Genomic DNA, 24,011 nt, shown 5'->3' with positions numbered 1-24,011 from the left:
ACCGCGGTCAGGCGCCGAGCATCTGCAGTCCGCCGTCGACCGCGATGAGCTGGCCTGTCATGAAGCGCGCCCCGGTGCCGGCCAGGAACACCATCACCGGCCCGAGATCCGTCTCCGGATCGCCGAGTTCACCACGAAGCGGCATGGTCGTCCGCAGGCGTTCCTTGAACACCTGGGCACCCTCCTGGCCCAGGTGCTCCCACAGCCGTTCGGCACCCCTCGTACTGACCGCCGGCGCCAGGGCGTTGACCGTCACCCCGAACTTCCCCCACGCCGCGGCCACAGACCGTGTCCACGCATGGACGCCGGCCTTCGCCACCGCGTAATGCGGCGCCAGGGGGTTCCCGCGGACGCCCTCCGCCGATCCGAGATTGATGATCTGGCCGCCGCCGCGGCGCATGCGCTCGAACGCCGCCTGGTTGGTGATGATCGTAGAGCGGAGGTTGGCGTCGACGACCAGGTCGAACTCGTCGTCGGACAGCGACTCGGGGGTACCCGGCCGCCAGCCACCCGCCGCGTGCAGCAACACGTCGATACCGCCCAGCGTGGACGAGGCCTGATCGAACGCGGCATCGACCGAGCTGCGGGTGCGCGCGTCGCACACCACCCACTCGCACCGGTCCCTGAGGTCGTCCGGGGGCGGCGTCGTGTGGAACAGGCCGACGACATCCGCACCGGCCGCGAGGAACGACGCCACGGCAGCCGCGCCGATTCCGCCGGCCGCTCCGGACACCACGACTCGTCGGCCGGCGAGTGGCAGGGCCACCGGTGCGCCCTCGACGGGACGGCTCACCACGCCGCCTCGAAACGCAGGCCGGCCCCAGGCCGCCGGATGTCCCTGCGCTCCACGCGTCCGGCGCGCACGACCGCCGGATCCGGGTGAGGAGCGAAGATCCCCGAGGCGCCACGCCGCCGCACTGCTTGAGCTCCTGCTCTTCCATCGGCCGATGACCGCAGATCCGCTCGTACCGCTGCTTCCGCCACCACGTCACGCACTCCCTTGCTGCGTCGCGACCCGAAACCGAACACGCCCCCGCAGCCCGCGCGCCGTCCTGGGCCCGACCACACCCTACCTACGCCTCAACAAATTGCGTATACCTAATTCAGAACGGCCGACCTGTTGTGCACAACCCGCGGTCCGCCTGCCCGGTGGCTCGCGCCTGGATGCCACCGGCCCGGTACGCGACGCGCATCGTCCCCGTCCTTGGCGCGATCACCGTCGCCCACCCACGCATCACAGGGGTCGACGGGCCTGTCGCCGGGTGAGCCCAGCCGGTCGGACCGGGCCCGTCTCGCCGGTTGCCGCGCACCTCGGATCATCGGTTCCGCCTCGGCCTGTCCACGGATCGCGCCGGAGGCGGCCTGGGAAGAAATAATAGACCATTCGGTCGTAAGCGTGGAATAGAGGGTCGCCGTTTCCGCCCAAAGGCCGACGTCACAGGAAATTCAGAGAGGTTTGAGAGCGTGGCTTCCGAATGCCGCGTGGTAGACAGGAAAGACCGAATGCACTTCTCCCGCCTCTCCCATGACCAGAGGAGATTTCTCCCACCATGCGCAAGAATCTTGCCCGCACAGCCGGCGCTGTCCTGTCGGCGGCTTTCGTCGTCAGCGGCTGCGGCTCAGGGAGCTCCTCGACGTCGTCGTCAAGCCCTTCGACGCAGCAGAGCGGAGGTCAGGGCGGCCCGGGGGGTATGGGCATGCAGCAGGTCACAGAGGTCAATCTCAACACCGACGGGGCGAGCCCGGGCGGTGCCAACACCGCGGCGGTCGTCAAGGCGGTGAAGGCGTTCCTGGCCACGCTGGACGACACCGAGCGGAACAAGGTCGAGTACGACTTCTCGGACAACAAGTCGCGGCAGACCTGGTCGAACTTCCCGGCGACCACCGTGCCCCGCGAGGGCATCGAGATGTCCGCCCTCACCACCGCGCAGCAGAAGGCCGCCGACGCGGTGCTCCAGGCGGCACTGAGCCCCGCCGGTGCCCAGGAGGACGCCGACATCCGGAAGGCCGACAACAAGCTGAACAGCCTCGGGGGCCAGGGCGCGGACGGTTTCGGCAGTCTGAAGGACTACTACTTCGCCGTGTACGGAACGCCGTCGACGACACAGCCGTTCATGGTCCAGTTCGGCGGGCACCACCTGGCCCGCAACCTCACCTACAACGGCGACAAGGTCAGCCAGACCCCGCAGTTCGTCGGCTCCGAGCCGACCTCGTTCAAGTCCGGCGCCACCACGGTCGAGCCGGTCAAGGCCGAGTCGACGGCCATGTTCGCCATGCTGGCGGGGCTCGACGCCAAGCAGAAGAAGGCCGCGGAGATCACCTCAGGCACGTTCGACGACCTGGTCATGGGCCCCGGCAAGGACTCGGGCACCTTCCCCGCCTCCGAGGGGCTACTGGGGTCAGAGCTGACCGCCGCCCAGAAGAAGCTGGTCACCGCGGCGATCGAGACGTACGTCGGCGACCTCAACAGCACGGCTGCCACCAAGCTGCTGGCCAAGTACGAGTCCGAGTTGGACAAGACCCGCATCGGCTGGTCCAACAACACCGGCCCGACCGACGAGAACAGCTACATCCGCATCGACGGCCCCAGCGTGTGGATCGAGTTCATCAACACCCGCAGCCAGAGCACACCCGACATCCACTACCACTCGGTCTACCGGGACAAGGCCAACGACTACGGCAGCAGCAAGCCGAAGTGATCATGCCCGCCCCTACACCTCCCCGCGCCGCACCCCGCACCCCGCGGCCCTCCCGGCGCGGGCCGCTCGGCAGGTGGGCGGCCCGCGCCGGAACACTGCTCGCCTGCCTCGCGGCCCTGACGGCCGCGCTGACGGTCATGACGCCGACGCGCGCGGACGCCCACCCGCTCAGCACCACCGCGATCCTGCTCGACGCGGCACCGGAGAAGGTGACCGGCAAGGTGGAACTCCCCATCGACCGACTCGCCATCGCCCTCGACCAGCCCCTCACCGCGAAGACCGTCGTCCAGCCGGCCAAGCTCGAAGAACTGCGTCGCTACGTGCTCGGCCGCACCTCCGCGGCCGACCCCGACGGCACACCCTGGACCACCACCGTCAGCGGTGGCCGCGTCGAGAAGATCGACGGCGTCGACCACCTGGTCTTCGACCTGGTCCTGCGGCCGCCGAACGGCACGGTCCACGACTTCCGGCTCACCTACGACGCGATCGTGCACCACCTGCTGTCCCACCAGATCCTCGTCTCGCTGCGCCCGAGCGGCTCCGACGGCTACACCACCGTGGGTGTGCTCGACTGGCAGCAGCACACCCTCGCGATACCTGCCGCCGGCGCCTCCACCGAGCACGGTTTCGCCGCCGCCGTACATCTGGGCATCCGGCACATCGCCTCGGGCGCCGACCACCTGCTGTTCCTCCTCATGCTCCTCCTCCCCGCACCGCTCCTGGCCCGCCGCGGCCGATGGGTCCGCGCCGACGACCTGCGCCGCAACTCCTGGCGCGTCGTGCACGTCGTCACCGCATTCGCCATCGGGCACTCCATCACCCTCGCCCTGGCCGCCCTCGGCTACATCAGCGCACCCACCCGCGTGGTGGAAAGCCTGATCGCCCTGTCCATCCTGGTCTCCGGCATCCACGCCGTCCGGCCCCTCGTCCCCGGCGGTGAAACATGGATCGCCGCCGGATTCGGGCTCATGCACGGCCTCGCCTTCGCCGCACTGCTGGGCGACCTCGACCTCGGCCGCGGATCCCTGGTCACCACTCTGCTCGGCTTCAACCTCGGCATCGAACTGACCCAACTCATGGTCGTCGCCCTGCTCATGCCGTCACTGCTGGTCCTCAGCCGAACCCGGATCTACCCAGCCGCACGCCTCACGGTGGCAACGGTCGGCATCGTGCTGGCCTCGGCGTGGCTCGCCGAACGCACCACCCTGCTCCCGAACAACCCGCTCAACGACGTCTCCGACGCGCTCGTCGCCCATCCCTTCCTCGTCGCCGGAGCCCTCGCAGCCGTAGCAGCAGCCAGCTGGTCCGTACCCGACCTCCGCACAGCCAAGACCTGAGGAACGGCCGTCGGCCATGAGTGCGCGCGGGCTGAACCGCCGTCGCAGAGACGCCGCCCCCAGGGAAGGAGCTCATCCGTGCAGCGCGCGGAGGACCAGCAGGCGAGGGAGTGCCTCGGCCACACCGCGCGGCAGCTCGGGGCGGCACACCAGCAGGTTGGACACTCCGATGGTGGTGACACCGCCCGCCGCCCGGTACGCGCCCTGCGGCCGGCGACACGGTCCTCCAACTGGCCAATCCGCACGGTGACTCGCCGTCCAGTCGGCACTGGCGACCACCACCGCCACGGTCCAGCGCTACGACGAGTACGGCAACCCGCTGGACGCCACCGCCGCCGCGCCGGCCCCGGGTGCCATCGCGATGGAAAGGGCAGTTCCCGCTACGACAGGGGCTGATCCGGACGGTTGTCAGTGCCCGTTCGTAGGATCACGGACATGCCTGACGCCTTCACCGTCCTGTGGACCCACGACACCTGCCACGCCCTGCGGAAGGCCGGTCGCGTGGGTGAGCGGCCCCCGGTCGCCTTCAGCGGCGTCCATACCTCGCTGCCCGCCTGGTCCGGCGCCCAGGCCGAGGACGAGGTGTACGCACTGCACGTCAACCGGGGCACGGTGTTCGTGGTCAGCCGGATGCGGGTGACCGACCGGGAGCGGCGCGAGTGCTGCGGCACCGGCCCCGCGACCTGGCAGGACCCGGCGTTCCCCGGTCACGGCGACTGGTCGATGCTCGGCGCCGACGGCTGCGGCGCCGCGGCGGTGCACGTGGACGCGACCCCCGTACGCTTCGACCTGCCCCTCCCCGGCGAGCTACTGGCACGGCTCACCTGGCGCAACCGTCGGGGCCAGACCCGCGGTCTCAAGCACATCGTGGACGGCCGCCTGGAGCGCGCCGTCGGTCTTCAGGGGTTCTACCGTCTGACCCCCGAGTCGGCCGACGAACTGTCGGAGGCCTCGGCAGCGCTTTCCCGTGCTGCCGACCACCACGTGGCGTGAACCTCCCCGAACCGGGTTCAGAACCGCAAGGGCACGGCCGTCGGCAGCGTGGGGTAGACATGGCGCCACTGCTCCGTCACACAGGTGACGACCTTCGTGTCGTCCTTGGCGGAAGCGGAGAACGAAGAGAGTCCGAGGAGGCCGTTCGTCCGTCACCCGGTGGGGAGCGGGTTCTGGTGGCAGCGTGCGGCGCCGTCGCGGGCTGATGCGCGGACCGCGGTGAAGCCGTACGCCGTCATGTCGGCCTCGTACGCGCGCAGTTCGGGGATGAGGGGTGCCGGTCCTCGCCCATGTCCACGGCCAGTTGGTGCGGTTCGCGCCTGGTGAGGGAGCGCAGGTCGTCGTGGCGGCGATCGGGCCGAATGTGCTCGGACCGCTGCGGACGTCCGGCCACGGGAGCCGACCCGCTCGGTGCCGCGTTCGCCGAACACGACGACCGTGTCGACGGGACCGCGCGGTGTGCCGCGCACCGTGCTTTCGTGCCGTCCGCATCCTGGGATCGGGTGGCTTCGAACCGCCCATGGGGACGATGCGAGGACTAGGCTGCTCTGCAGACGTCCCAGACCCCGGCGGCATGCATGTGCTGAACGCAGATGGCTGCGGGGTGCGGACTTTCGTCCGGCGCCCGGCGCGTCCCCTGGAGGGAACCGGGTTGATCCTCTGTCCTGCTGTGCAGGCGGTCGGACCGGCCGTTGGGCTTCCTCCGCCGAAATTACGCCCACGCCGGGAGCGCGCCCAGGGAGCCGGGACTCCGGCCCCGCCGCACCCGCTGCCGGATGGTCTTCCGAACCGAGGCGCCATGCTCCTGCCCCAGCTCACCGTCCACCGCCACGACCGAACGACACGGGCGCTGATCACGCTCGCCGGTGAGATCGACCTCGAGTCCGCGCCCCTGGTGCGCGTGTCCCTGGAGCGGTGCCTGCACGACGGTATGCGCGCTGTCGATGTCGACCTCGCCCTCGTCAGCTTCTGCGACTGCAGCGGGCTCAACGCGTTCCTCCGCGTCGCGCAGCAGACCGAAGCGCTCGGCGGGACCCTGCGACTGCACCATCCGCCGGCCACCCTGCTGCTGATTTTCGACGTCGTCGGTGACGGGTTCCTGCTCCTCGGCCCTTCGTCCGGCCGTCTGCCACCTCCTCGCGGCGACACCGCGGCCACCCCTCTGCCACCCCCTCGCGCGGACACCCCGAACACGCCCGTTCCGGGCCCGGCGCACGGCGATGTCCCGCAGGTGTCCGTCCTTTCGGGAGACGGGCGATGACGGCCGACCGCCGACGGGAGCGGTGGCCGTGCGGGCGGGAACGGGGCCTCGGCCGTCGGGTGCGGGAGGGGCCGCTGACTGGTCGTCAGGCACCTTGCGGTGCCGCGTCGTTGGGCCCTGTCACGATGCCCTCGGGCGGTGGCCGGGGTGGGGCCTGACAGCCGTTCGGAGCGCATCCAGGTGCTGGTGGCCGAGCAGGCGGCCCGGCGCGGTGTCCAGGTCGGTGTGGTGGACGTGTGTACCGCGGCCGTGGCCGCGCTGCCGGTCGGCGGAGCCGGGGTGTCGGCGATGTCGCGGGCCGCGCCGAGCCATCCGCTGTGCAGCACCGACGACATCAGTGAGCAACTGGAGGAACTCCAGCTCACGTTGGGCGAGGGGCCGTGTGTGGACGCCTTCCTGCACGGCTCGGCCGTCCTGACACCCGATCTGCTGACCCGTGACCTCCAGGACCGCTGGATGGTGTTCGCGGACGCGGCCCTGGAAGCCGGGGCGCGCGCGGTGTTCGCGCTTCCGCTGCAGATGGGGGCGATCAGCCTGGGCGTGCTGGACCTGTACGCCCAGGTTCCGGTCCGGCTGAGCGCGGAGGAACTGGCGGACGCGCTGGCGTTCGCCGATCTCGCGACTCTGGTGCTGCTCGACGCGCGCATCGACGAGACGGGCGGGCCGCCCGGAACGCGCCCCGCCGAGGACCTGGGCGCGTACCGGGCGGAGATCGACCAGGCCAGCGGCGTCCTGACCGTCCAGCTCGGCGTCGGCATCGACGAAGCCTTCGTCCGGCTCCGTGGCTATTCCTTCGCGCAGGGACGCCGGCTCGCCGAGGTGGCCGCGGACGTGGTGGCCCGGCGGCTCCGGTTCTCACCGGACGCGGAACCGCACGCGGGGCCGGACACGGAACCGGACACGGAACCGGACACGGAACCGGACCGGACCGACGAGGAAACCTGACGCATGGGTGCCGTCCGAGAAACGTGCCGTACGTCCCGCCCCCCTCCGGGCCGGGACCAGTCCCAACCGAGGATGCCCGCAATGGATCAACAGCTCCTGGCCAAGACCTTCGTCGAGCTGGCCGACAATCTGGTCGCCGACTTCGACCTCATCGATTTTCTGCGCCTGCTGACCGATCGCTGCGTCGGCATCCTCGACGCGAGCGCCGCCGGCGTGCTGCTCGCCGACCGGGACGGCAAACTCCGCGTCATGGCCGCCTCCGACGAACAGGTGCGCCTCCTGGAGCTCTTCCAGCTCCAGAACGACGAGGGCCCCTGCCTCGACTGCTTCCACACCGGCGCACCGGTGATCATCCACGACCTGACCCGGGAGATCGACCGATGGCCCCGCTTCGTCACGGCGGCGCACCGCAGCGGATTCGGGGCCGTGCAGGCCCTGCCCATGCGCCTGCGGGAGGAGACCGTGGGCGCCCTGAACCTCTTCCGCGCCGCATCCGGCCCCTTCGACCCGCTCGCCACGCACATCGCCCAGGCCCTGGCCGACGTCGCCACCATCAGCCTGCTGCAGCAACGCACCGCCCACCGCAGCACGGTGCTCAACGAACAACTCCAGGCGGCGTTGAACAGCCGGGTGCTGATCGAACAGGCCAAGGGGAAGCTCGCCGAACGCCAGGGCATCGACATGGAGCAGGCGTTCAGCGCCCTGCGCGGTTACGCCCGCGCCCACAACCGGCGCCTGTCCGACGTGGCCCGCGCCTTCGTCGACGACTCCGAAACCCTTGCCGGTCTGGGGGTCTGACCCGCGCCCCGTCCGGGGATCGGGCGGGGATCGGGCGGGGACCGGCCGGTGAAACCGGGCAACTCCCCAGGTCACCCGCGGTGTTCGTGGTCCCGGCGGTCCTCGCGGCGCCAGCGCGCCCGGTTCTGGCGGCTGTAGCGGCGGTCCCAGCGTTCCCGGCGACTCCGGCGCTCCCGGTAGTCCTGGTAGTCCCCGAGATCGGAACCACGGCCGCGGCTCCAGCCTCCGCCACGATCGCGGCCGAGGCGGGTGACGCCGTACATCACCACCGCCGCGGCCACCCACCACAGAGGATGGAGGAAGCCGAAGCCGAACAGGACCAGAACGAGGATGAGGAGCAGGACGAACACAACGGGCCTCCCGGGAGCTGGATACAGCGTCGATACCGGGGACCGGGGCCTCACTCCACACCGTAGTCCTGCCCGACGGCCGCGGATACCGTACGACGTCAGACGCTTTGCCCGGCCGGACAGGCACAGGCCCCGGGCGAGACGACCGGCTCCCGGACCGACCCCCGGACCGCGCCACTCTCTTGCACCTTCGCCCTCGATTCCGTCAGGAACCGACCAGGCACGACACCTTCGGCCACTCTCGTGCGGATCTGGACAGAGGGCCGCAGGTCGGCCCCCCTGCGGCAGTACTCTCGGCATACGGTCCGCCCGAGCCCCCGGCCCTCTCCGTACCGTACGGTTCCGCGCAACAGAGGCCCTGCGCACGGTCGAAGTCACCCCGGTGGCAAAGGAGTTGGGTCGTATGGGCCCGCGTTCCGACCTGTTCGACGAGTTGCGTGTGGTCATGGCCGGCGGTGAGCTGGATCTGTTGACCGTGCCGGCTTTCGCGCGTGATCTGGAGGACGCCCGGCACGGCAGCGGACGGCTGCTCCTCATAGTGGATCTGCGGGGTGTCACGTTCATGGACGGCAGCGTCCTGGACCCGCTGTGCGCGGCGCGGAAGGACTGCCATGAGCGGCTCGGGTGGCTGCGGGTCGTGCATCATCTGCGCGCCGCGGGGCTCGTGTTCCGCGCCGCCGGTCTGCAGGACTGTTTCCCGCGGTACGCGACCACCCAGGACGCCTGGCACGACGTACGCGCGGACCACGCGTCGGCCGACCGGGCCCCGTAGTGTACGGCGCAAGCCAGGCGACGCCTCACCCCGAAGTGCCCCGGCCCGCACGGGACGGAGACGGGTGATCAGTGACGGCATGGCCGAGGTCCTGCGGTTGCTGCGGCTGGGCGAGGTCGGTGACCCGGCCCGGGCATGTGCGCGGGCGCTGGGAGCCGAGGGCGTCGCGCTGTCGCTGCTGCTCGGCGCCGAGCGGACGGCCGAGCCGCTCTGGTACCACCCGGACCTGAGCGCCCGGTTCGAGGAACTCCAGTTCACGCTGGGGGAGGGCCCGGGACCGGACGCGGTCAGCACCGGTTCGCCCGTGCTGGAGCCGGACCTGGAGCGGGTGCGCCCCGAGCGCTGGCCCGCGCTGCTGCCGGCCGCGCGCGACCTGGGCGTACACGGCGTGTGCTGCTTCCCGCTGGGCGTCGGGGCCATCCGGGTCGGCGTACTGACCCTCCTGTGCGACGGCGAACGGCGGCTGAGCCGGCAGCAGTACACCGACGCCGCCGCACTGACCGCCACGCTGACCGGCGCTCTCCTGAACGGCGACCGACGCGACGGAGGCGGAGGCGGAGGTGAGGGTGGGGACGGGAACGGTCCAGAGCTCGGTACGGCCCTGGAACCTCCCTCGGCGCTGAGCCGCGCGGTCGTGCACCAGGCCACGGGCATGGTCAGCGCCCAGCTCGACGTGTCCATACAGGAGGCCCTGCTGCGCCTGCGCGCCCACGCGTACGGCAGCGAACGGCCGCTCGGCGAGATCGCGGCGGATGTGGTCGCCCGCAGGCTGCGCTTCAACGACGACTTCGACGACGACTTCGACGACGATGTGAGCGGGCCGTACTCGCCCGACGGTGGAAAGGGATGATAGCCATGGCCCGCGAACGACGTCTGGCCGAGATCTTCGTGGAGGTCGCGGACTCTCTCGTCGAGGACTTCGACGTCATCGACCTGCTGCACCGGCTCTCCGCGCGCTGCGTGGAGCTGCTCGACGTGTCGGCGGCCGGAATCCTGCTCGTGGACGCGCACGGCGAACTGCAGGTCATCGCCGCCTCCGACGAGCACACCCGCCTGCTGGAACTCTTCGCGCTCCAGCACGACCAGGGCCCGTGCGTCGAGTGCTACCGCACCGGCGCCGCCCGCACCAACATCGACCTGACCGGCGAGGCGGCGGCCACCGCCTGGCCGCGCTTCGCGGCACAGGCCCGCGCGACCGGGTACGTCACGACGCACGCCGTCCCGCTCCGGCTGCGCAACCGGGTCGTCGGCGCGCTCAACCTCTTCCAGACCACTCCGCACCGCCTCGGCGACGACGACATCGCGCTCGCCCAGGCGCTGGCCGACGTGGCCACCATCGCCGTGCTCCAGCAGCGCACGCTGGAGCAGTCGCACGTCGAGAACAGCCAGTTGCAGACCGCGCTGACCAGCCGCATCCTCATCGAACAGGTCAAGGGCTTCCTGGCGGAGCGCTGGAACACGTCCGTCGACGACGCCTTCGCCGCGTTCCGGTCCTACGCCCGCTCCCGTCATCTACGGCTGTCGGACCTCGCCGCGCAGATCGTGCGCGGCGACTTCGACACCAAGGCCATCCCGGCACCGGCGAGCGCCCAGTCCGGCGACGGCGAGGGCTGACCGGCCCGGGGCCGTGTGCCCGGCCGGATCAGCCGTGACCGCCCGCGGCGGCCGCCATGAGCGGTTCGGCCGCCTGCTCGGTCGTGTCCGGCGGCACGACCAGCAGATCCCAGCGGCCCCGGCCGGGCGCGAGCAGGACGATGGTGTGCGGGACGGATTCCACCGGGGTCCCGCGCAGTCGTACGACTTGGTTGGAGACGAGCATCTGGCCGGGCATGGTGGACCACATCGCCCCGCTGACCGTGGCACTGGTGATGTGGCCCCACTGACGCGGCAACCCGGCCAGCAGTCCCGGGAGTTCGGCCGTCAGGTCGTACGAGCGGGGCCACCACGCGCCGTCGATGGCCCGCGGCAGGTTCCCGTGGGGGGCCAGGCGCAGGCGCAGGACGGGATGGGAGGGGAGCGGGGGCTGCAGCACGGTGGTCATGTGGCTCCTGCCAACTGCCGTACGTGGACGAGCGGTTCGACGTCAGGCACGGCGGGCGGCGACCCGGTCCGGGGGCCGGTGCACGGCGTGGACCCGGCCGGCGTGCTCCAAGAAGCGGATGACGGCGGCAAAGAGACGCGAGGACAGGACCTCGGACCGGACACCGGCACGTGAAGAGCCCTCGGTCACCCCACGGTACTCCGCGCTCCGCGCCGATGCGGGGCGCGGAGTACGGTGGAGAGTACTGAGGGCACTTCGCACACCGGCTTCCGTACCGGGTCGTCCTCGGCGAGAGATGAAACCCGTGCTGCCGCAGAGGCCGCCCGGAGACGGGTCCGCGTCATGTCGGCGACCTTGCAACCCACCCTGCCCCGGCCCGAGCCCGCCGCGGCCCCGGCCGTCCGGCTCGCGCTGAAGGGCGACGGTGCCGCCCATGGCCTCCTGGACGGTGCGTGGTGGCCACGCTCCCGGGATCTGCTGAGCGAACTGCCGTCGCTGACCGCCGTGTTGGACCCCTTGTGGGGCCGCATCACACGCGTCGCCGTCAACGCGACGTACTGGCCGGACATCCCGCACAAGGTTCCCGTGGGCGGTCACGTCGTCAAGGCCGGCTGGTTCACGGAATTCGACCCGCACAAACTCCTGCTGCTCTCCTACGACACCGGGCGCTGGGACCTGCTGATCATCCCGCCGGAGACCGGGGCGGCGGAGGCGGCCCGGCTGATGGCCGCCGCGTCCGACCACGACGGTCCGTCGCTGACCGCGAGCGCGTTCATCGCCGCGGACGAGAGCCGGTACGGTGCCGCCGCGAGCGCCGTGACCGCCTTCCCCGGCCACGGGTGACCGTCGACAGGTGACCGTCCACGGGTGAGCCGAGCCGAGGCCGATGCCGCGTTGCCTGCCCTTGGCAGGGGCAGGCTGTGCGGGTTTCCGCCGGGGATACTCGGGGCCATGGACAGGAAGCCGCGGTTGGGGGAGTTCCTCAGGACGCGCCGAGCCCGGTTGCGGCCGGCGGATGTGGGGATCCCGGAGTACGGGGAGCGCCGTCGCGTCCCTGGTCTGCGCCGGGACGAGTTGGCGCGGCTCGCCGGGGTGGGGCTGTCCTACTACACGCGACTTGAACAGGGCGGTTCGCTCAACGCGTCACCCGAGGTCCTGGAAGCGCTGGCCCGCGCCCTCGGTCTCGACGAGGTGGAGCGCGCCCATCTGCACGATCTGGCCGGCGCGGCGCGCCGCGTCACCACTCGGCCGAGGCCCGCGCCGGAGCGGACCGGCGAGGCGACCCGCCAACTCCTCGCCGCGCTCGGCGACGCACCCGCGATCGTCCTCGGCCGCCGTAGCGACGTACTGGCCTGGAACCGCACCGGACACGCCCTGTTCGCCGGGCACTTGGCGGCGCGGATACCCGAACAGCCCGACCGGCGGCCGAACATGGCGCGGCTGGTGTTCCTGGACGCGCACACCCGGGACCTGTTCGTGGACTGGCCGAAGAAGGCCAGGAACGTGGTCGGCAAGCTCCGGCTCGCCGCCGGGCAGCACCCCGACGATCCCCGGCTGGCCTCCCTCATCGGCGAACTGACCATGAAGAGCGAGGAGTTCGCCGCGATGTGGGCCGAGCACGGGGTCAGGAAGTGGGCCCTCGCCTCGTACCGCATGCACCACCCGGTCGTCGGGCACATGGAGCTCAACCTGCAGTCCCTGGGCGTACCCCAGGAAGAGGGCCAGCGCATCGTCGTGGCCACGGCGGGCGCCGACACCGCGTCCGCGGCGGCGCTCTCCCTGCTGGCCCGGCTCGGCACCCCGACTCCCGCGGACCTGAGCGAGCCCGCCCGTCGCGGCTGACGGTCCCTTCTCCTTCCCCCTGACGACACCGCATGAAATACGTCATCGACGGCCGGTCGCCGGCCCGCCGAGGCCGTGCACGCCGGCCGGGGCGCCGACGTGGACCTGCTCATCGGCACCAACCGCGAGGAGGCCAACCTCTACACCGTGCCCTCGGGCGCCCCCATGGCCGAGACCCGGCTGCTCGCTCTCGCCGAACGGCGCCTGGCCGACCCCCGGGAAGCGCTCACCGCGTACCGGACCGCCCAACCGGCCGCCCACCCGGCCGAGTTGGCGAGCCGGCTCATCACGGACACCTTCACCCGAGGCAGTCGGCTCCTCGCAGAAGCCCACGCCCACGCCCGCCACCGGCGCACCCGCACGTTCGCCTACGAGTTCGCCTGGCGCTCGCCCGCCTTCGGCGGTGCGCTCGGCGCCTGCCACTGCGTGGAACTGCCGTTCGTCCTCCACCTCACCGACCTGCCCGCCCTCTACGGCGACACCGCCCTGCTCGGTCCCCGCCGCCCGCCGCCCGGCCTGGACCGCGTTCATCCGCGACGGCGACCCGGGCCGGCCCCCGTACGACCTCGCGGCGCAACACGTGTGGAGAGACGCCGATTCAGTCCTCGTCCGGTCTGAACTGCCGTATGTCGTCGGGGAGTTCCCGGAGCGCCGGGTCCGAGACGCGGGTGAGCAAGGCCTTCGTGAAGCGTTCGGCGTGCAGGACGCGGAACGGTCTGGAGTGGTACGGGCGGGTGGCCGGGTCGACGCGGTCGGTCAGGGCGAGCTGGTTGTGGATGCCCGCGACGGCTTCGTAGGCGTAGACCAGGTGTTTCTCGCGGGTGTGCCAGTCCGTGGCCGCGAGGGCGGCCGTGAGGACCGGGATGAGGCGGTGGCCGGCCGTCGTGCGGGCGAAGGCGCTGCCGAGCCATTTGTCGTACGGCGGGTAGCGGCGGTCCATGAGGAGGCACAGGCGCATCAGATGGCGGGTCAGGTGGGCCGCGATCACGGCGGAGCCCAGTTCGTCGCCGACCTCGCCGCAGCGGCCCACGAAGGCTTCCCGCTCGGCGATGTGCTGCCACTGGCGGGCCATGACGTGCAGCCAGACGTCGTGGGGATACCAGCGCAAGGCGTGGCGCAGCGGGCCGAGTTGGTGCAGGCCGTCGTGGAAGACGGCGCCCGCCGTGACTTCGGTGAGGAGTTGGGTGGGGGCGGTCAGCCAGTCCGCCGGGGTGATGCCCCGCGTCGGGTCGAAGCCGAGGGTCGCGGTGAACCAGGCCGTGGTGTGGGTGACTTCGACCCGGTGGTGGACCGGGCCGTCGGTCGGGCGCATGACGCGGACGTCGCCGTCGCCGGTGGCGGCGAAGTGGGTCGGATAGCCGTGGAAGGTCTTCGGAAGGTGTTCGGCGAGGTGGTGTCTGATCCGGCCCGCGTGCCGGGGGACGTCCCGGGGGCGGAGGAAGAGCTGGAGCCGCGGGCCCCATTCGTGGTCCCGCGAGCGCGGGGTGTCGTAGCCGAGGACCTCGGAGCCGCCGCCGATGCGGGCGGCGGAGTGGGGGAGGCCGGGGGCGGTCTCCTCGAGGAGGGGGCGGACGGCTTCCGTGTAGAAACGGCGGGAGAGTTCGAGGCCCGGTAAAAAAGTTGGCATATTCGTGAAGCTCATGCGGGGACCCTGCCCAGTCCGGGCATGATCGTGCGCGCGAATTTCCGCCGTCGCCCCCAACTCCCCTTCACCGTCCCGCAGTCGGACGACACCCGCTCACGAACCCAGCTCCCGCAACGCCCCGTCCGTCAGCCGGTACACCGTCCACTCGTCCTGGGGCCGGGCGCCCAGCGCTTCGTAGAAGTCGATCGCGGGGCGGTTCCAGTCGAGGACGGACCACTCCAGGCGCTCGTAGCCGCGCTCGACGCAGATGCGGGCCAGCGTGGTGAGGAGGGACCTGCCGTGGCCGGCGCCGCGGGCGGTGGGGCGGACGTAGAGGTCCTCCAGGTAGATGCCATGGACTCCACGCCAGGTCGAGAAATTGAGAAACCACAGGGCGAAGCCGACCGGTTCGCCGGTGGTGTCGTCGGTCGCGATGTGGGCGTAGGCGCCGGGACGTTCGCCGAAGAGGGCCTCGTGGAGCTGTTCCGGGGTGGCCCTCGCCTCCTGGGGTTCCTTTTCGTAGGCGGCGAGTTCGCGGATCAGGGCGTGGACGACGGGGATGTCGGTGGGGGTCGCGGTGCGGATCATGCGGAGAGGGTAGAAGACGGGCTCGGGTCCGTGTCCCGCTCGGCGGGCTCGCGGCGGGGCAGCAGGAGGGGGCTCGCCAGGAGCAGGACCCCCGCGAGCGCGATCGCCGTGCGCGGAGTCGTGGCCGCCGCCACCAGCCCCCACGCGGCCGTCAGCACCGAGATCGCCGCGCTCGTGCTGACCGACCACGCGGTCAGGGTGCGGGCCACCCGGTCGGGGGCGGTCCGTGTGAGCCGGGCGGTGGCCAGCAGGGGGTTGAAGACGCCGATGCAGGTGACCATGCCGAGTTGGACGGCGGTGACCAGGAGCATGCCTGGGACTCCGGGCCGGACGAACGCCAGACCGATCGGCCAGCACGCGCGCAGCGTCCCGGCGGTGAACAGCACCCTGCGCTCTCCGAACCGGGCCGCGAGCGGGCGCGCGAGGCGTGAGCCGACGAAGCCCCCGGCGCCGGAGGAGGCCGCGAGCGCGAGCGCGTACTGCCAGGGCGCGAATCCGAGGCGACCCAGCAGGAGTACGGCGAGCAACGGCTCGGACGCCATGATCAGGCCGTTGACCGCCATCGCGTTCAGGAGCAGCGGGCGCAGGGTGGGGTGGGCGAGGATGTAGCGCCATCCGTCGAGCAGGTCGCCGGCGCGCAGCCGTGCCGCTCCGCTCCGTTCGGGGCGGCGTTCCGTCCCGCCGATGGCGCGGATGCCGAGGGCCGAGAGCAGATAGCTCACGGCATCGGCCAGCACGGTCGTCACCGGGCCGAACAGCCCGATCGCGGCCCCGCCGAGCGGCGGCCCGAGCATGGTCGAGGTCCAGGTCGTGGACTCGAAGCGGGCGTTCGCGACGAGCAGGTCCTCGGGTGCGACGAGCGACTTGAGGTACGCCCCACCGGCCGCGTTGAACGCGATGTTCGCGGCGGCGACGGTGACGGAGACGAGGAGGAGCTGGACGAAGGTGAGCCCGCCGAGCGCGTACGCGACGGGGACGCTCAGCAGGGCCGCGAAACGGGTGAGGTCCATCGCGATCATCACCGGCCGTTTGCGGCGGAACTCCACCCACGGGCCGAGCGGCACCGCGAGCAGCGAGCCCACCGCCCGCCCCGAGGCGGCCAGCAGCGCGACCTGGGTCGGGCCGGAGTGCAGCACGAGGATCGCGAGCACGGAGAACGCGCCGAACCCGAGTCCGGTGCCGTACGAACTGACCGCGAACGCCGCCCACAGCCACCCGAACCGGCGCCCCAGCGCCCGCCTGCCCACCCGCACTCCCACCGCCTTCCTCCGCCGGACCACCCCGCGTCGACCCCGGGATCCAACCGAGTGGCACCCCCACCGGTCAAACAACCGACCCACCGCGCAGTGACAACCAACGGTTGTATCCGCTGCTGAGGGCTGATTGTCAGTGGCCGTCAGTATGGTCGGTGGCGTGGATCTCGACGCTGTGCGCACCTTCGTGGCCATCGTGGACGCGGGCCGTTTCCAGGATGCCGCCACGGAGTTGTCGATCACCCAGCAGGCCGTCTCCAAGCGGGTCGCCGCGCTGGAGCGGGCCGTAGGAGTGCGGCTGTTCGTCCGCACCCCGCGCGGGGCGGAACCGACGGTCGACGGACGGGCGTTCCTGCCGCACGCCCGCGAACTGCTGCGCGCCGAGGCACGGGCCTTCGCCTCCGTGCGCCCCGGCCACCGCGCGCTGCGCGTCGACGTGATCGGCCGCGGACTCGCCCCGGCCGCGCTGCTGCGCGACTTCCACCGCGCCCACCCCGAGATCGAGCTGGACGTCGTGACCCTCTTCGACGCCGACGCCGCGATGGACGCCATCCGCTCCGGCACGGTCGACGCGTCCTTCCGCGCGGTCGCCGGCCGTCGGCCTTCCGATGAGATGGCCCGTGCGCGGTTCGACTCCCGCACTGTGACCGGCGGGCGGCTCCGTGACGGCATGGCCGGTGCGCGGTCCGACTCCTTCGGCGAGGCAGGCGGGCGACTCCGTGACGACATGGCCGGTGTGCGGTGCGACTCCCTTGGCGGGGCCGGTCGTCGGCTTTCCGACGAGGAGGCTAGTGCGCGGTCCGAGTCCCTCGGTGGGAGCGACGGGCGGTTCCGTGGCGACATGGCTGTCGGGCGGTCCGGTTCCCTTGCCGTGACCGGTCGTGGGCTTCCCGATGACATGGCCGGTGTGCGGTCAGACTCCCTTGGCGGGGCCGGCCGTCGGCTTTCCGACGAGGAGGCTAGTGCGCGGTCCGAGTCCCTCGGTGGGACGGACGGGCGGTTCCGTGGCGACATGGCTGTCGGGCGGTCCGGTTCCCTTGCCGTGACCGGTCGTGGGCTTCCCGATGACATGGCCGGTGTGCGGTCCGACTTCCTTGGCGGGGCCGGCCGTCGGCTTTCCGACGAGGAGGCTAGTGCGCGGTCCGAGTCCCTCGGTGGGACGGACGGGCGGTTCCGTGGCGACATGGCTGTCGGGCGGTCCGGTTCCCTTGCCGTGACCGGTCGTGGGCTTCCCGATGACACGGCTGGTGCGCCGTCCGACTCCCTCGGCGAGGCCGACCGCCGACTCCGGGACGGCACGGCCCCCGCCCGGCCCAACTCCCGCCCCGCGACCGGTCGTCGGCTCCCCGACGGCGCGATCCCCAGGCGGTCCGACTCCCTCGCAGACGCCGGCCGTAGGCTCCCCGCCGACATCGAGGTCAGCCGCGCCTTCGACGAGCCCCTTCAGCTTCTCGTCGGGCCGGCCCATGTACTCGCCGACGCCCGTGCGCTCACCCCGGCCGATCTCGTCGGGCAGCGGATCTGGATGCCCGGACTCGTCGCCGGTACCGAGTGGGCCGCCTACTACGACGCGCTCGCCGCCGCGTTCGGGCTCACCATCGAGTCCACCGGGCCCGACTTCGGTGTGGAGCCGCTGCTGGACACCATCGCCGGGTCCGGTTCCCTGGCGACCTTCGTCGGTGAGCAGACCCGTCTGGTCTGGCCCGCCGGCCATGATCTGCGCCGAATCGCCCTACGCGATCCGACCCCGGTCTACCCCCACTCCCTGGTCCACCACCGCGACAACCACCACCCCGGGTTGACGGCGCTCCGGGACCACCTCGACGGCTCGATACGTCCCGAGCGTCCCGAGCGTCCCGAGCGTCCCGAACACCCCGAACACCCCGAACACCCCGAACACCCCGAACACCCCGAACACCCCGAACACCCCGGCCTCTCCGACGGGGGGACGTGGACACCGGCGTGGGCCTAGGCGGGCTCGTATGGCCCGTTCCACCAACCCGCCCGGAATGTCGATCACGCCCGGGACCCCGCCCGCGTGCGTGAATCGGCTCATGCGAATCACCCGGGGCCTCCACAAGGTGTGGGCGTACGTCCGCAGCGCCCCCGGCACCTACGTCTGGCTGGGGATCCTCTTCGTCACCACGGTCGCCGTGCATCACATGTCGCCGGAGTTCGAGCAGGAGTTCCTGCGGCAGCGGTCCACCAACATCCACGAGTTGTCGAACAACCCGGTACGCGTGCTGTTCGCGAGCGCGATGTGGATGGACGGGGGCCGCTGGCTGCCGTACGTCGCGCTGTACACGGTGTTCCACGCGCAGGCGGAGCGGTGGCTCGGTACGGCGCGGTGGCTGATGGTGTGCGTGGCCGCGCATGTGCTGGCGACGCTGATCAGCGAGGGCGCGCTGCTGTGGGCGATCAAGCGGGACATGGCACCGCAGTCGGCCGTCGACACCCTTGACATCGGGGTGAGTTACGCGCTGGCCGGGGTGATCGGCGTACTCGCGTACCGGATCGCGGCGCCGTGGCGGTACCCGTATCTCGTGGTCGTGCTCGCGGTCTACGGCGTGCCGCTGGCCACCCACCGCACGTTCACCGATCTCGGACATTTCACCTCCGTACTGATCGGCCTGGCGTGTTATCCGCTGGTCAGAGGCTGCGGAAAAGCATGGAATCCGAAGGAGACAGTGGCCGCCCTCAGGGGTTAGCGTCCCGGTATGAGCAGTTCGGCGAGCGGTGTCGTGAACGGTGGCGTCTCCTTCTGGTACGCGGACGACGGCCTTCCGGCGCGCCGGGAACCCCTCGCCGGTGACGCCTCGGCCGACGTCGTGATCGTCGGCGGCGGCTACACGGGACTGTGGACCGCGTACTACCTGAAGAAGGCGGCTCCCTCCCTCCAAGTCACCGTCCTGGAGCAGAAGTTCTGCGGCTACGGCGCCTCGGGCCGCAACGGCGGCTGGCTCTACAACGGCATCGCGGGCCGCGACCACTACGCGAAACTCCACGGCAGGGAAGCCGCCGTACGCCTGCAGCGGGCCATGAACGACACCGTCGCCGAGGTCATCAAGGTCGCCGACGACGAGGGCGTCGAGGCCGACATCCATCGTGGTGGCGTCCTCGAAGTCGCCTGTACCCCCGCCCAGTTGGCGCGACTGAAGGCGTTCCACGAGCACGAGCTGTCGTACGGCGAGAAGGACCGCGAGCTGTACGGCGCGCGCGGGACGGCCGAGCGGATCCGGGTCGCGGACGCGGTCGGTTCGACGTGGACGCCGCACGGCGCGCGGCTGCATCCGGTGAAGCTGGTGAAGGGGATCGCGGCGGCGGCCGAGGCCCTCGGGGTCGTCATCCACGAGTCGACGCCGGTGACCGAGATCCGGCCCCGGCACGCCGTCACTCCCTACGGCACCGTCCACGCGCCCTACGTCCTGCGCTGCACCGAGGGTTTCACCGCGAGCCTCAAGGGCCAGCGGCGGACCTGGCTGCCCATGAACTCCTCGATGATCGCGACCGAACCGCTCACCGAGGCGCAGTGGGAGTCGGTCGGGTGGGACGGTCGGGAGACCCTCGGCGACATGGCGCACGCCTACATGTACGCGCAGCGCACCGCCGACGGGCGGATCGCGCTGGGCGGGCGCGGGGTGCCGTACCGCTTCGGGTCGCGGACCGACAACGACGGGCGTACGCAGGCGGCGACGGTCGAGGCGCTGCGCGAGATCCTCGTCCGCTTCTTCCCGTCGCTCGCCGGGCTGCGCGTCGAGCACGCCTGGTCGGGGGTGCTCGGGGTGCCGCGCGACTGGTGCGCGACGGTGACCCTGGACCGGTCCACGGGGCTGGGGTGGGCGGGCGGTTATGTCGGCTCGGGCGTCGCGACCACGAACCTCGCCGCCCGCACCCTCCGCGACCTGGTCCAACTGGACTCGGGGCAGGGCGGGGCCACCGATCTCACGACCCTCCCGTGGGTCGGCCACAAGGTGCGCAAGTGGGAGCCGGAGCCGTTCCGCTGGCTGGGCGTGCAGGGGATGTACGCGACCTACCGCGCGGCCGACCGGCGTGAACTGACCGGGCACGGCGCACAGTCGTCGAAGCTGGCGCGGGTGGCGGACCGGGTCGCGGGACGGCACTGAGTCACCCCCTGTCCGGGGTTGTCCACCCCGTATCAGGGGTTGTCCACAGGGCCCCGAAACTCACGGGTGCCGTGTCAGACCCGTGTGCGAGCATTCCCTCAACGATCGCTGATCCAGGGGGGATTCATGACCGACGCCGACTCCTGTCCGAGAACACGACACAGACGGCTGACCGCGCTCACCGTCCTCGTCGCCCTGCTCACGGGCCTGCTGTCGCTCACCGGAGCGGGCGCCGCGCAGGCCGACGACCCGGCCTGCGCGCCGCTCGCGCTCGCGCCCTTCGGCGACCCGGGGGACGCCGTCGGCAAGGCGACCCTCGCGGCCGGCGCGAGCGCCTGCTACACCGTCACCGCCGACACGGCGGGCCTGTACCTGCTGTCGGTGAACAACGCGGGGAACTCGGCGTACACGCAGCTCTTCGCCGAGGACGGCACCCAGGCCGACTGCCAGGGCGACGCCTACACCACGTACGGCATGTGCACCGTGCCCGCCGCCGGCACGTACACCGTGAAGGTCGTCAACAACGGCTTCGGCGACGCCGACACGGCCGTCACCCTGGTCCCGCTCGGCTCGACGCGCGGCTGCGCGGACACCGTGGGCACCAACTGGGACCAGCCGGACGCCGTCCGCACGTCCGTGAGCCCGGTCGAGATCGACTGCACGCCGTTCACGGCCACCGCGGGCGACCGCATCCGCCTCACCTACGGCTCCAAGGTCTACGGCACCTCGCTCGCCTGGATCACCGACGCGACCGGCGCCCGGATCTGCCCGCACTTCCCGGAGGACGGCGAGGACAGTTGCGTCCTGCCCGCCGACGGCACGGGCCCCTACCGGGTCGTCTCCCGGGTGTCGTACGGCGAGAACGGCTTCCCCGCCGACTTCGCGGTGAAGACGCGCCGGCTGAACGACCCGCAGGGCTGCACCACGGCTCCCGTCCGCTCCTACGGCCCGCTGGCCGGCCAGGACCTGACGACGAACCCCTGCTACACGTTCACGGCCGGCGCGGCCGGCCCGTACACCGTCCACTACGTGAGTGAGACCGACGGGAGCGGCCCCGCGCGCGTGTACGACGCCACGGGCAGGACCGTGTGCCAGTCCTCCAGCGACCCGTGCAAGGTGCCCGGCGCGGGCACGTACACCGCGGTCCTCGACGGCACCTACCCCTTCGACGACACCAAGGACGGCCTGATCGTCCTCGACCGCACCTCCTCCACCGGGTGCGCAGCGGTCCAAACGGGCCTGTACAGAGGCGAGTTCACCACGGCCGGGCAGTACGACTGCCTCACGCTGGACGCCCCGCAGGGCGCCTCGGTCGCCGCGCTCACCCCGCTCATCGCGTCCGGTGTCGACGCCGACGTCGAGGTCCTCGACCGCAACGGCACCGCGCAGTGCGGCTCGTCCGCCCTGTCCTCGGGCACCTGCGCGCTGACCGGTACGGCGCCCTACCGCGCGCTGGTCCACGCCTCCGACGGCGCGACCGGCCCGTACGGCGTCGCCTTCCACCGCACGGACGGGACGAGCGACTGCCCGGTGCTGCCCGCCGGCAGCTTCTCCGCCGACGGCGCGAAGGCCACGCTCACCACCGGCGACGGCGTCTTCGCGCAGTGCCTGAGTATCCCGGCGGACGCGCACACGAACGCGGAGGTCTTCCAACTGGTGGCCACCTCCGGCACGACCCTCGCGAAGTTCACCGTGCTGGACTCCACCGGCAAGCAGGTCTGCGACCGCCTCCCCACCACCAACGGCTGGACGGTCTGCTCCCTGACCCCCGGCAAGGCGCACACCGTCCTGCTCACCGGCCGCGACCTGCCCGCCACCTACACCCTGACCCGGCGCGACATCACCGCGACCGCCGCCTCGGCGGGCTGCACGCCGACACCGGAGCAGAAGGTCGGCGGCCCGTCCGTCAAGGGCACCTACGACGCCCCCGGCACCTTGCGCTGCCACCAGATCACCACCGACGCGGCCACGGACGTCGTGCACGTGGACGTACGGGACGCGCTGGGCACCGCGAACATCGCCGTGCTGCGCGGTGACGGCAGCACCGAGTGCTCCTTCCGCAACCGCTCCTGCGCGGTCACCGGATCCACCACCCACCAGGTCCTCGTCCAGACCCCGGCGACCCTCCAGGCCGCCCCCGAGTACCACTTGGACGCCCTGCGCATCGCGACCGCGGCCGGTCCGGCGCCCGAGTGCGCCAAGATCCCCTCGGTGGCCTACGGCTTCGGCCCGCTCACCGGCACGCTCGACGAGTCGCACAGCGCGGTGTGCGCGGTGCTGCCGACCGCCGGGTTCGACCGCTTCGACGCGGCGATCACGGACACCACAGGCGCGGCGGACACGGCGGTGCCCGCCCTCTACAACAGCGCCTGGGCAAACGGCTGTTCGCTGTTCATCCCGACCGGCTGGCAGTGCGCGGCCGGTGGTTCGTCCTCGGCGGCGAGCCCGTCCCTGCTGGTGCTCGGCCTGCCGGAGAAGGTGTCCAGCACCTCCTACAACGCGAGCTTCACCTGCCGGTCGTCGCTGTGCGGCCCGGACCGGGAGAGCGTCACCTCCGTCGGCCCGCTCACCGCGCCCGCGGGCGGCAAGGTCACGCTCACGGCGACCGGCACTGCTCTCGGCCCGAACACCGGGATCCGGCTGACCCGGACCGGGACGACACTCACCGCCAAGACGGAGCGGGTCTCCGCGGACAACCGGACGGTGACGGCGACCCTCGACCTGACCGGCGCGGCCGTCGGCACCTGGAACGTCAGCGTGTTCACCAACTGCTGCGAGTACGGCAGCGGCACGTTCAGTGTCACCCAGCCCACCCTGGCCAACACGACGGCCCCGAAGATCACCGGCACGGCCCGGGTCGGCGCCAAGGTCACGGCGGGGAACGGGAGTTGGTCGGCGGCGCCCTCCTCGTACACCTACCAGTGGGAGGCCGACGGCAAGGCGATCTCCGGGGCGACCGCGCCGGCGTACACGATCGCCGCGGCACAGCTCGGCAAGAAGCTCACCGTGACGGTCACCGCCGCCAAGAGCGGCTGGACGGGCGGTACGGGCACCTCGCCGGCGCTGACGGTCGCCAAGGGTGTCGCGCCCAAGGCGACCAAGTCCCCGGTGATCAGCGGGACTTCGAAGGTCGGCAAGACCCTGAAGACGTCCACGGGGACCTGGAGTCCGACGGCCACGTCGTACGGCTACCAGTGGTACGCGGGCGGCAAGGCGATCAGCGGTGCCACCAAGTCCTCGCTGGTGCTGAAGTCGGCGCAGAAGGGCAAGAAGATCACCGTGAAGGTCGTCGCGCACCGCACGGGGCACGCGGACGGCTCGACGCTGAGCAAGGCGACGAAGCCGGTGACCTGACCGGTTTCACGGCCCCCCTCTGAATGACGC

Annotated in this window: 21 protein-coding genes and 2 pseudogenes; 17 read left to right on the top strand and 6 right to left on the bottom strand. The window is 71.6% G+C overall.

The genetic code is table 11. The annotated features are described in order from the left end of the window. Nucleotides 1-7: 7 nt before the first annotated feature. Nucleotides 8-793: an SDR family NAD(P)-dependent oxidoreductase gene (locus OG223_RS24180; RefSeq protein WP_329252346.1), complete on the bottom strand. Its 786-nt coding sequence runs from the start codon at nt 791-793 to the stop codon at nt 8-10. Nucleotides 794-1,697: 904 nt separating this feature from the next. On the opposite strand from OG223_RS24180, the gene OG223_RS24175 reads away from it, so the two are divergent. From OG223_RS24175 to OG223_RS24150, 6 genes are all read left to right on the top strand, one after another. Further along, entirely contained in the window at nt 1,698-2,699 is a 1,002-nt protein-coding gene (locus OG223_RS24175; protein ID WP_329252339.1) for a DUF3500 domain-containing protein, read from the top strand. A gap of 2 nt (nt 2,700-2,701) precedes the next feature. Continuing rightward, nucleotides 2,702-4,036, top strand: a complete 1,335-nt coding sequence (locus OG223_RS24170; protein WP_329252336.1) for a HupE/UreJ family protein — start codon at nt 2,702-2,704, stop codon at nt 4,034-4,036. Nucleotides 4,037-4,471: 435 nt separating this feature from the next. Further along, nucleotides 4,472-5,029 (top strand): hypothetical protein, encoded by a 558-nt coding sequence (locus OG223_RS24165; RefSeq protein ID WP_329252334.1) that lies wholly within the window; start codon nt 4,472-4,474, stop codon nt 5,027-5,029. Between the two features lie 799 nt (nt 5,030-5,828). Continuing rightward, nucleotides 5,829-6,290, top strand: coding sequence for an STAS domain-containing protein (locus OG223_RS24160; RefSeq protein ID WP_329252331.1), 462 nt, complete (start codon nt 5,829-5,831; stop codon nt 6,288-6,290). Between the two features lie 147 nt (nt 6,291-6,437). Beyond that, nucleotides 6,438-7,235: an ANTAR domain-containing protein gene (locus OG223_RS24155; protein WP_329252328.1), complete on the top strand. Its 798-nt coding sequence runs from the start codon at nt 6,438-6,440 to the stop codon at nt 7,233-7,235. A gap of 81 nt (nt 7,236-7,316) precedes the next feature. Continuing rightward, entirely contained in the window at nt 7,317-8,033 is a 717-nt protein-coding gene (locus OG223_RS24150) for a GAF and ANTAR domain-containing protein (protein WP_329252325.1), read from the top strand. 71 nt (nt 8,034-8,104) lie between these two features. On the opposite strand, the gene OG223_RS24145 is transcribed toward OG223_RS24150, so the two are convergent. Further along, nucleotides 8,105-8,383: a hypothetical protein gene (locus tag OG223_RS24145; protein WP_329252322.1), complete on the bottom strand. Its 279-nt coding sequence runs from the start codon at nt 8,381-8,383 to the stop codon at nt 8,105-8,107. A 403-nt stretch (nt 8,384-8,786) separates the two neighbouring features. On the opposite strand from OG223_RS24145, the gene OG223_RS24140 reads away from it, so the two are divergent. The 3 genes from OG223_RS24140 to OG223_RS24130 all read left to right on the top strand — a co-directional run bounded on the left by OG223_RS24140 (nt 8,787) and on the right by OG223_RS24130 (nt 10,769). Beyond that, nucleotides 8,787-9,155 carry an STAS domain-containing protein gene (locus tag OG223_RS24140; RefSeq protein WP_329252319.1) on the top strand — a complete coding sequence of 123 codons (369 nt, stop codon included), beginning with the start codon at nt 8,787-8,789 and terminating at the stop codon, nt 9,153-9,155. A 64-nt stretch (nt 9,156-9,219) separates the two neighbouring features. Continuing rightward, nucleotides 9,220-10,005, top strand: coding sequence for an ANTAR domain-containing protein (locus OG223_RS24135; RefSeq protein WP_329252316.1), 786 nt, complete (start codon nt 9,220-9,222; stop codon nt 10,003-10,005). Next, the gene (locus OG223_RS24130) at nt 10,002-10,769 is read left to right on the top strand and encodes a GAF and ANTAR domain-containing protein (protein ID WP_329252313.1); all 768 of its coding nucleotides are present in this window, start codon (nt 10,002-10,004) and stop codon (nt 10,767-10,769) included. Before OG223_RS24135 ends, OG223_RS24130 begins: the two co-directional genes overlap by 4 nt. Nucleotides 10,770-10,797: 28 nt before the next feature. On the opposite strand, the gene OG223_RS24125 is transcribed toward OG223_RS24130, so the two are convergent. Then, nucleotides 10,798-11,196: a DUF5994 family protein gene (locus tag OG223_RS24125; RefSeq protein ID WP_329252310.1), complete on the bottom strand. Its 399-nt coding sequence runs from the start codon at nt 11,194-11,196 to the stop codon at nt 10,798-10,800. Nucleotides 11,197-11,430: 234 nt separating this feature from the next. Between OG223_RS24125 and OG223_RS24120 the strand changes: the two genes are divergently transcribed. From OG223_RS24120 to OG223_RS24110, 3 genes are all read left to right on the top strand, one after another. Next, the gene (locus OG223_RS24120) at nt 11,431-12,039 is read left to right on the top strand and encodes a DUF5994 family protein (protein ID WP_329252307.1); all 609 of its coding nucleotides are present in this window, start codon (nt 11,431-11,433) and stop codon (nt 12,037-12,039) included. Between the two features lie 108 nt (nt 12,040-12,147). Continuing rightward, nucleotides 12,148-13,038, top strand: a complete 891-nt coding sequence (locus OG223_RS24115; protein WP_329252304.1) for a helix-turn-helix transcriptional regulator — start codon at nt 12,148-12,150, stop codon at nt 13,036-13,038. 99 nt (nt 13,039-13,137) lie between these two features. Continuing rightward, nucleotides 13,138-13,656: a hypothetical protein gene (locus OG223_RS24110; RefSeq protein ID WP_329252301.1), complete on the top strand. Its 519-nt coding sequence runs from the start codon at nt 13,138-13,140 to the stop codon at nt 13,654-13,656. Here OG223_RS24110 and OG223_RS24105 read toward each other — a convergent pair. The 3 genes from OG223_RS24105 to OG223_RS24095 all read right to left on the bottom strand — a co-directional run bounded on the left by OG223_RS24105 (nt 13,637) and on the right by OG223_RS24095 (nt 16,509). Then, on the bottom strand, nt 13,637-14,665 hold the full coding sequence (locus OG223_RS24105; RefSeq protein ID WP_329265442.1) for a DUF4037 domain-containing protein: 1,029 nt from the start codon (nt 14,663-14,665) through the stop codon (nt 13,637-13,639). The two genes, OG223_RS24110 and OG223_RS24105, sit on opposite strands and share 20 nt — an antisense overlap. A 111-nt stretch (nt 14,666-14,776) precedes the next feature. Further along, nucleotides 14,777-15,250 (bottom strand): GNAT family N-acetyltransferase, encoded by a 474-nt coding sequence (locus OG223_RS24100; protein WP_329252298.1) that lies wholly within the window; start codon nt 15,248-15,250, stop codon nt 14,777-14,779. Continuing rightward, entirely contained in the window at nt 15,247-16,509 is a 1,263-nt protein-coding gene (locus tag OG223_RS24095) for an MFS transporter (protein ID WP_329252295.1), read from the bottom strand. Before OG223_RS24095 ends, OG223_RS24100 begins: the two co-directional genes overlap by 4 nt. 154 nt (nt 16,510-16,663) lie before the next feature. Here OG223_RS24095 and OG223_RS24090 point away from each other — a divergent pair. The 5 genes and pseudogenes from OG223_RS24090 to OG223_RS24070 all read left to right on the top strand — a co-directional run. Next, nucleotides 16,664-17,104: pseudogene (locus tag OG223_RS24090) on the top strand (LysR family transcriptional regulator); the annotation flags it as partial. 789 nt (nt 17,105-17,893) lie between these two features. Next, nucleotides 17,894-18,475: pseudogene (locus OG223_RS24085) on the top strand (LysR substrate-binding domain-containing protein); the annotation flags it as partial. 82 nt (nt 18,476-18,557) lie between these two features. Next, nucleotides 18,558-19,211, top strand: coding sequence for a rhomboid-like protein (locus OG223_RS24080; protein ID WP_329252291.1), 654 nt, complete (start codon nt 18,558-18,560; stop codon nt 19,209-19,211). A gap of 9 nt (nt 19,212-19,220) precedes the next feature. Next, complete coding sequence (locus OG223_RS24075; RefSeq protein WP_329252288.1) at nt 19,221-20,627, top strand: NAD(P)/FAD-dependent oxidoreductase; 1,407 nt, start codon at nt 19,221-19,223, stop codon at nt 20,625-20,627. Nucleotides 20,628-20,753: 126 nt separating this feature from the next. Further along, nucleotides 20,754-23,981, top strand: a complete 3,228-nt coding sequence (locus OG223_RS24070; protein ID WP_329252285.1) for a Tat pathway signal protein — start codon at nt 20,754-20,756, stop codon at nt 23,979-23,981. Nucleotides 23,982-24,011 lie beyond the last annotated feature (30 nt).

Origin of the sequence: Streptomyces sp. NBC_01478 (assembly GCF_036227225.1) — a bacterium.
Lineage (GTDB): Bacteria > Actinomycetota > Actinomycetes > Streptomycetales > Streptomycetaceae > Streptomyces.
The sequence above is the reverse complement of the archived record's forward strand: the minus strand, read 5'-3'. Positions and strand labels throughout refer to the sequence as shown.